The 8009-nt window shown below is 67.6% G+C and carries 9 protein-coding genes; 8 read left to right on the top strand and 1 reads right to left on the bottom strand.

Annotated elements, in window-relative coordinates; genetic code table 11:
- Positions 1-132: 132 nt before the first annotated feature.
- Complete coding sequence (locus QRO93_RS14135; RefSeq protein WP_040009454.1) at positions 133-861, bottom strand: response regulator; 729 nt, start codon at positions 859-861, stop codon at positions 133-135.
- A gap of 127 nt (positions 862-988) precedes the next feature.
- Here QRO93_RS14135 and rlmD point away from each other — a divergent pair, with 127 nt between their 5' ends.
- From rlmD to QRO93_RS14095, 8 genes are all read left to right on the top strand, one after another.
- A complete protein-coding gene (rlmD, locus tag QRO93_RS14130) occupies positions 989-2323 on the top strand; it encodes a 23S rRNA (uracil(1939)-C(5))-methyltransferase RlmD (RefSeq protein ID WP_053450478.1) in 1335 nt (444 codons plus the stop codon).
- A gap of 33 nt (positions 2324-2356) precedes the next feature.
- Positions 2357-2842, top strand: coding sequence for a CYTH domain-containing protein (locus QRO93_RS14125; RefSeq protein ID WP_053451361.1), 486 nt, complete (start codon positions 2357-2359; stop codon positions 2840-2842).
- A 113-nt stretch (positions 2843-2955) separates the two neighbouring features.
- Positions 2956-3651 (top strand): DsbA family oxidoreductase, encoded by a 696-nt coding sequence (locus QRO93_RS14120; protein WP_180880305.1) that lies wholly within the window; start codon positions 2956-2958, stop codon positions 3649-3651.
- Positions 3652-3814: 163 nt separating this feature from the next.
- Positions 3815-4822: a beta-N-acetylhexosaminidase gene (nagZ, locus tag QRO93_RS14115; protein ID WP_053450476.1), complete on the top strand. Its 1008-nt coding sequence runs from the start codon at positions 3815-3817 to the stop codon at positions 4820-4822.
- Positions 4822-5376, top strand: a complete 555-nt coding sequence (locus QRO93_RS14110) for a hypoxanthine-guanine phosphoribosyltransferase (RefSeq protein WP_006461210.1) — start codon at positions 4822-4824, stop codon at positions 5374-5376. The genes nagZ and QRO93_RS14110 overlap by 1 nt, the downstream gene beginning before the upstream one ends.
- 82 nt (positions 5377-5458) lie before the next feature.
- Positions 5459-6205: an S-methyl-5'-thioinosine phosphorylase gene (locus QRO93_RS14105; protein WP_180880307.1), complete on the top strand. Its 747-nt coding sequence runs from the start codon at positions 5459-5461 to the stop codon at positions 6203-6205.
- 88 nt (positions 6206-6293) lie between these two features.
- Positions 6294-6500, top strand: coding sequence for a cold-shock protein (locus QRO93_RS14100; protein ID WP_005410590.1), 207 nt, complete (start codon positions 6294-6296; stop codon positions 6498-6500).
- A gap of 101 nt (positions 6501-6601) precedes the next feature.
- Positions 6602-7870: an NAD(P)/FAD-dependent oxidoreductase gene (locus QRO93_RS14095; RefSeq protein ID WP_180880309.1), complete on the top strand. Its 1269-nt coding sequence runs from the start codon at positions 6602-6604 to the stop codon at positions 7868-7870.
- The last annotated feature ends 139 nt before the right edge of the window (positions 7871-8009 follow it).

Genomic DNA, 8009 nt, shown 5'->3' with positions numbered 1-8009 from the left:
CTGCCAAGCCCCCATGGACGGGTTTACGGCGTCCCCGCACTCCGACACCGCCCCGCCATCCCTCGGATAGCCTGCTGTTGCTGTTGCTTTGGCCTCGGCAGGTGCAGGGCTGCAAGCCCTGCCGAACACCCCTCAGTGCAGCAGGGCAGCCACTGCGGCGCGGAACCCGTCCTGGGCCTGCCCCGACTCGGGCGCATGATGCAGCTGGCGCACCGCCCGGCCCAGCCGTGCCGCACCCACGAAGCCGCAACTCGCCTGCAGCCGATGCAACTGGCTGCGCAGTTGCCGCTCGTCATGCTGGTGCACCGCCTGCTCGACCGCGTCGCGCACGCCGGGCAACTCGGCCAGGAACAGTTCTCGCAGCGCGATCAGGTGGTTGCGCTGGCCATTGAGTGCGGCCAATGCCGCGGTCTCGTCCCAGTCCTGCACCTGCAGCTCGACCGCTGCCGGGGCCTGGGCCACGAAGATGCCCGCCGGGCTGTTCACCAGGGCCCGGCGCACTGCCTTCAGCAGCTGGTCGCGGCCCAGCGGTTTGACCAGGGTGTCGCTGAAACCGGCTTCGCGCAGGCGGGCATGAATGGAGGTGTCGCCGTCGGCGGTATGCGCCAACGCCGGGGTATCGGGGTGTGAACGGCGCAGTTCGCGCAGCAGCTGCGCGCCATTGCCGTCGGGCAGATTGACGTCGATCAGCCACAGGTCATGCGCGCCGGGCTCGGCGCTGGCCAGCGCGCTGGCCAGTGAGTCTGCGGTGTCCACATCCGCTGGTAACGTTTCCAACGCCGCCTTGAAAAAACCGCGGCTGATGATGTCGTCCTCGACAAGCAGGAAGCGGGGCCGGCTGGTCCGCGGGGTCATCTGCATCAGGGCTGCCTCCATGTCAGCTGGTCCAATCATCAAGCACGACGGCGACGGGCGCAAGCGGGTGCGGACCCTGCCGGTCAGGATCTGCGACAATACGGCCCCATTTTTGCCCGCAGCCTGTCGCCACGTGGCCCGATCCCGCTCCCGCATCGACCGTACCCCGTTCCAGACCGAAATCCTCGACCTCAGCCATGATGGTCGCGGTGTCGCCCGCCGTGAAGGCGAGGGCGGCAAGGTCACCTTCATCAGCGGCGCCTTGCCGGGTGAGGTGGTGATGGCGGAACAGACCGCCCGCAGCCGCCATTTCGACGAGGCGCGCACGGTACAGGTGCTGCAGGCCTCGCCGCAGCGTGTCACCCCCAAATGCCCGCACTTCGGCACCTGTGCTGGCTGCGTGCTGCAGCATCTGGACGAAGACCAGCAGATCGTCGCCAAGCAGCGCGTGCTGATGGACAATCTCGAGCGCATCGGCCACGTGAAGCCGGGCACCGTGCTGGCGCCGCTGGTCGGCGAGAGCTGGGGCTACCGCCGCAAGGGCCGCTTCTCGGTGCGCCGGGTCGAGAAGAAGGACAAGACCCTGGTCGGTTTCCGCGAACAGGACCCGCGGTTCGTGGCCGACCTCGGCCAGTGCCTGACCGTGATTCCGGAGATCGGCACCAAGGTCGAGGCCCTGTCCACCTTCATCGAATCGCTCGATGGCAAGCGTGACATCCCGCAGATCGAATTCATCGCTGGCGACCAGGCCGTGGTCCTGACCGTGCGGCACCTGCAGCCGCTCAGCGATGCCGACCGCGCCGCCTGGGCCGCCTTCGGCCAGCAGCATGGCTTTGTGATCTACCTGCAGTCCGGCGGCGTGGACACCGTGCAGCCGCTGGACGGGCAGGGCGTGCCGCTGTCGTTCCGGCTGGCACCGTGGGATGTCGAGCTGGCATTCCGCCCGCTGGACTTCATCCAGGTCAACGCCAAGCTCAACGAGAAGATGATCGCCCACGCCCTGGACCTGCTGGAACCGGGTGAGGACGAGCGCGTGCTGGACCTGTTCTGCGGCCTGGGCAACTTCACCCTGCCACTGGCCCGCCGCGTGCGCGAAGTGGTCGGCGTGGAAGGCGATGCCGGCCTGGTCGCGCGTGCCCGCGAGAATGCCGAGCGCAACGGCCTGGCCAACGCGCAGTTCTTCAGTGCCGACCTGACCCAGGACCAGCGCAGCACCGCGTGGATGCGCCAGGGCTTCGACAAGCTGCTGCTCGACCCGCCGCGTTCGGGTGCGATCGAAGTGCTGCAGCAGCTGCCGCTGAAGCAGTTCAAGCGCATCGTCTACGTCAGCTGCCACCCGGGCTCGCTGGCGCGTGACGCCGGCTACCTGGTCAACGAACAGGGCTTCACCCTGGTCAGCGCCGGTGCCATGGACATGTTCCCGCACACCGCACACGTGGAAAGCATCGCGGTGTTCGAGAAGCGCTGACGGGCTGTCATGCCCATCGCGCATAATGGCGCGATGGGCATCGAAATCGAACGCAAATTCCTCGTCAGCAGCGATGGCTGGCGCACCGCCGCGCACCGGGTGATCCCGATGGCACAGGGCTACATCAACGACATGGGCGCGCTCGACCGCGGCACCCAGAACGCTTCGGTGCGCGTGCGTATCGAGGGCGACCACGCTGCGCTGAACCTGAAGTCGCGCACCATCGGCCATACCCGGCAGGAATTTGACTACCCGATCCCGGTGGAAGACGCGCGCGCGCTGCTTGCACTGTGCGTAGGCGGGCTGATCGACAAGCGTCGCCATCTGGTGGACCACGCCGGGCTGACCTGGGAAGTGGACGAGTTCCTCGGCGACAACGCCGGTCTGGTCGTGGCCGAAGTCGAGCTGGACAGCGCCGACCAGGTCATCGACCTGCCGGACTGGGTGGGTGCCGAAGTGACCGACGACGCCCGCTACTACAACGTCGCCCTCGCCAGTCACCCCTATTCACAGTGGTGAACCCATAAAAAGGGGACGGAGGGGATTAGGTCGTCTTTACCCCGCCTGTGCGGAAAGCGGCTTAATCCCCTCCGTCCCCTTTTTTCGAAGGCCGCGGCCCCCATGTGGTGGGCATGAGAATCGACATTTACTCCGACGTGGTCTGCCCCTGGTGCTGGATCGGCAAGCATCGTTTCCAGCAGGGCGTGCAGTTGCTGGGCGCCGATGCGCCTGAACTCGACATCCACTGGCAGCCGTTCCAGCTGGACCCGGACGCGGACGCAAAGCCGGTGCCGCTGCGCGAGGCCTATGTGCGCAAGTTCGGCGGTGTCGAGCGCACCGAGCAGATCCTCAACCAGACCCAGACCACGGCGCGCACCGAAGGCCTGCCGATGGACTTCAGCCAGGGCCAGGTGCGGGTGACCACGCTGCCGGCCCACCGGGTGCTGTGGCTGGCCGGCCAGCATGGGGTGCAGGACGCGGTGGGCGAGGCGTTGTTCCGCGCCCATTTCGAGCTGGGCCAGAACCTGGCTGACAGCTCAGTACTGGTCAAGGCTGGCGTAGCCGGTGGCCTCGACGCGGGCGAGATCACCCAGATGCTGGCCTCCGACCGCGGCCTGGCGGAGGTCGAGGCAAAGCTGCAGGAAGCCCATGCACTGGGCATCTCCTCGGTGCCGACCTTCGTCATCGACGGCCGCTGGGCCATTTCAGGCGCCCAGCCGCCGGAGGCGTTCGCCAACGCGCTGCGCCAGATCGCGGCCGAGCAGGGCACATCCGCGTCCCCGGCAGAGGGCGACGAGGCCTGCGGCCCGGACGGCTGCAAGGTCTGACCAGCCCCGAAAAGGGGACGGAGGGGATTAAGTCGTTTCCAGCTCGTGAGGGCCGATTGCGGCTTAATCCCCTCCGTCCCCTTTTCGCGACCACTGCGCCTGTCGGCCGGTTCTGCGACAATGCGGCACTGCGCCATGCGGGCGCGCGTTGTGGAGATCGACCATGCTGCTGATCGGCGTTGCCGGCACCGAACTGACCGCCCAGGAACGTGACTGGCTGCAGCACGATGCTGTGGCCGGGGTGGTGCTGTTCAAGCGCAACTTTGCCTCGCGCCAGCAGGTGACCGATCTGAGCGCGGCGATCCGCGCCGCCGCCCCGCGCCCGCAGCTGATCTGCGTCGACCAGGAAGGCGGCCGCGTGCAGCGTTTTCGTGAAGGCTACAGCGAGCTGCCGCCGCTGCAGGAGATCGGGGCGCTGTACGCGACCGATCCGCAGCGGGCGCTGGCGCTGGCCGAGCAGCACGCCTGGCTGATGGCCAGCGAGGTGCGCGCCAGCGGTGTGGACCTCAGCTTCGCGCCGGTGGTCGACCTCGGCCGTGGCAATCGTGCCATCGGCAACCGCGCCTTCAGTGAAGACCCGCAGGTGGTGGCCGCGTTCACCGCCGCCTACGTGCGTGGCATGCACGCCGTTGGCATGGCGGCCACGCTCAAGCATTTCCCTGGCCACGGCACGGTGCTGGAAGACACCCACGTGGACACCGCGATCGACCCGCGTGCGCTGGACGAGCTGCGTGCGCAGGACCTGGTGCCGTTCCAGGCCGGCATCGCCGCCGGTGCCGATGCGGTGATGATGGCGCACGTGATCTACCCGCAGGTGGCACCGGAACCGGCCGGCTATTCGCCGCGCTGGATCCAGGACATCCTGCGCGGCGAGCTCGGCTTCCGTGGCGTGGTGTTCTCCGACGACATCGGCATGGCCGCCTCGCACAGTGCCGGCGGCGTGCCGGCGCGCGTGCATGCACACCTGGATGCCGGTTGCGATGTGGTGCTGGTCTGCCACCCGGAACTGGTCGATGAAGCCCTGCACGCCGTGCAGGGACGCTCCCTCAATACTGCTGCGCTGCTGGGGCTGCTTGGCCGCGGCGCGCTCGGCTGGGACGGCCTGCTGGCCGATGCCCGCCATGGCGACACCCAATCCCGTCTGCTTGAAACCCTTGGAAGAACCGTCTGATGCCCAACCTCACCATTTCCCAGGCCCTGGCCCAGGCTGACCTGCTGGTCGACCGCCCCACCATTGACAAGGCCATCGCTGGTATCGCCGACGCCATCGCGCGCGATTACAAGGGCGAGGTGCCGCTGTTCCTGTCGATCATGCACGGCGCGCTGCCGTTCGCCGGCCAGCTGGCGCTGGAACTGGGCGCGCGTGGTCAGGACGTGCAGTTCGATTACCTGCACGCCACCCGCTACCGCGGCGAAACCACCGGCGGCGACCTGGTCTGGAAGCACAAGCCGGCCACCTCGCTGTTCGGCCGCCGCGTGCTGCTGATCGACGACATCCTCGACGAGGGCTACACCCTGCAGGGCGTGCGCACCTGGTGCCTGGAGCAGGGCGCGACCGACGTGCGCATCGCTGCGATGACAGTGAAGAAGCACGACCGCGCGCTGCCGGACGTGGTCGCCGACTACGCCGGCATCGAACTGCCGGACCGCTATGTGTTCGGCTTCGGCATGGACGTCAACGAAACCCTGCGCTGCGTGCCGGCCATCTACGCGATGAAGGAATAACGGCGCCGCCGCCCGCGGCGCGTGTTCTTCTGCCGCCGGCATCCTCGGGTGCCGGCGTTTGTCTTTTCATGGAGTGCTTCGAATGCAACAGATCGCCCTTGCCGTGATCGGCGGTACCGGTGTCTACAACCTGGCCAAGCTCGACGACGTGCAGACCCACGAGGTCGACACCCGCTTCGGCCGCCCGTCCGGCCCGGTGCGCGTGGGGACGCTGCTCGGCCGTCGCGTGGCGTTCCTGGCGCGGCATGGTGAAGGCCACTCGCTGCCGCCGCACAAGATCAACTACCGCGCCAACCTGGCGGCGCTGCAGCAGCTGGGCGCGCAGCGGGTGCTGGCATTGAACACGGTCGGTGGCATCACCGAACACTTTGGTCCGCGCGTGCTGGCCTGCCCGGACCAGATCATCGACTACACCTGGGGCCGCATCAGCACCATCTGTGAAGAAGAAGGCACCGACGTGGTCCACGTCGATTTCGGCCATCCGTACACGCCGATGCTGCGCAGCAAGATCCTGGCCGCCGCGAAAGTGACCGGTGTCACGGTCCATGACGGTGGCTGCTACGGCGCTACGCAGGGCCCGCGCCTGGAAACCATCGCCGAAATCGCCCGCATGCGCCGTGATGGCTGCGACCTGGTGGGCATGACCGGCATGCCGGAAGCCGCGCTGGCACGGGAGCTGGGGCTGGATTACGCCTGTCTGGCCATCATCGCCAACTGGGCCGCCGGCTGTGGAGATGGCGAGGAGATTACGATGGCCGAAGTGCTGGCCAACGTGCAGGCGGCCAGCAACGGACTTCCGGAACTGGTGGGCGAATTGGCACGGGGGTGATTGTCTTCCCCGAGCAAGCTTTGCATACTCAGCTTGTGCGCGGGTTCAGCGTACACCACCCATTCATTGCATAAGGTCTCGCATCACCATGCCGAACGGTACCGTCAAGTGGTTCAACGACGCCAAGGGATTTGGCTTCATCTCGCCGGAGGATGGCAGCGCCGACGTGTTCGCGCACTTCTCCGCCATCAACTCCAAGGGCTTCCGCAGCCTGCAGGAAGGCCAGCGTGTCACCTATGACGTGACCCAGGGCCCGAAGGGTGCCCAGGCTTCGAACATCACGCCGGCCGAGTGATCCACTCGACAGTGCGTTGAAAACCCCGCTCCGGCGGGGTTTTTTTTGCGCAGCCGTCTGCATTCCGATCGCCTTCTGCCGGCCTCGGGCACAATGCAGGCATGAAGGAACGACTGCGCATCGCCGTTATTGGCTACGGCACCGCTGGACAGGCATTGTCCATCCTGCTCACCCGTGATGGTCATGAGGTGGACATTTTCGAGCGCGTGCCCACGCCGGGGCCGGTCGGCGCCGGCTTCCTGCTGCAGCCCAGTGGCCTGCAGGTGCTGTGGCAGATGGGCCTGCTCGACGCCGTGCGCGCGCATGCTGCACCGGTGCACCGCCTGTACGGCGATACGCCGTGCGAGCGCGCGGTGATGGACATGCGCTACGACGGTCTGGACGCGCGCCTGCATGGGCTGGGCATGCAGCGCGGAGCGTTGTTCTCGTTGCTGGATGAAGCGCGGGACGGCGCAGGGCAATTGCGTGCCGGCATCACGATTACCGGAGTGGATGCCGAACAGGGCCGTCTGCGCGACGGCGAAGGCCGCACGCATGGCCCGTTCGACCTGGTCGTAGCTGCGGATGGCGCAGCGTCGACGCTGCGCAGCACCATTGCCGCAGGTGCCGGGCTGGATCGCGTGTATCCGTGGGGCGCGCTGTGGTGCCTGCTGCCGGCCGAAGACTGGCCACACGTGCAGGAGTTGCGCCAGCGCTACGTGGCCGCGCGCAAGATGATTGGGCTGCTGCCGGTGGGCACCCGCCCCGGTGACGACACGCCGCGCCTGAGCTTCTTCTGGAGCCTGCCACGCACCGATTTCGAGCGCTGGCAGAACGATGGCATGCCGTCCTGGCTGGAGGAACTGCACACGCTGTGGCCGCAGGCCGCTGCGCGCTTCGCCCACCTGCGTGATGCCGGCCAGCTGGCGCGCGCGGTCTATCGCGATGCAGTGATGTCGCGCTGGCACCAGGGGCGCCTGGTGCTGGCCGGTGATGCCGCGCACGCGATGAGTCCGCAGCTGGGGCAGGGCGTGAACATGGCGCTGCTCGATGCACTGGCGCTGCGCGATGCGGTGCGCATCCACGGTGGCGGCACGGCCGCGCTGCAGGCCTACCAGGCGCAGCGGCGCGCGCATGTGGCGGTGTACCAGCGCTGGAGCCGATGGCTGACGCCGTTGTTCCAGTCCGATCGCGATGGCTGGGCGAAGGCGCGTGATGTGCTGCTCGGTCCGATGGGGCGCCTGCCGGGCGGTCGCAGCCACATGCTGCGCGTGCTGAGCGGCACGCAGCATGGCTGGTTCGGTTCGCTCGCGCTGGAACCAGCCTTCATTGAAGCGCTGCGCAGCGCAGCCGAAACGCCTCGCACTGGCGCTGCAATCGCAGGTGTGTGAAGCAGACCGTCACGTGAATTAACGGTTGCCTCACCGTGGTTGTGCGACAAGAGGGGAGCACGCGACAGCCGCGTCGCCCGTTTTCCTTTCCGTGATCAACATCGCGCGTGGCCCGGGCGCCGCCGCCGTTGCGGCCTGC

The sequence above is a fragment of the Stenotrophomonas maltophilia group sp. Smal17 genome, from assembly GCF_030237045.1.
Taxonomy (GTDB): domain Bacteria; phylum Pseudomonadota; class Gammaproteobacteria; order Xanthomonadales; family Xanthomonadaceae; genus Stenotrophomonas; species Stenotrophomonas forensis.
This window is presented reverse-complemented; position numbering and strand designations above follow the sequence as displayed.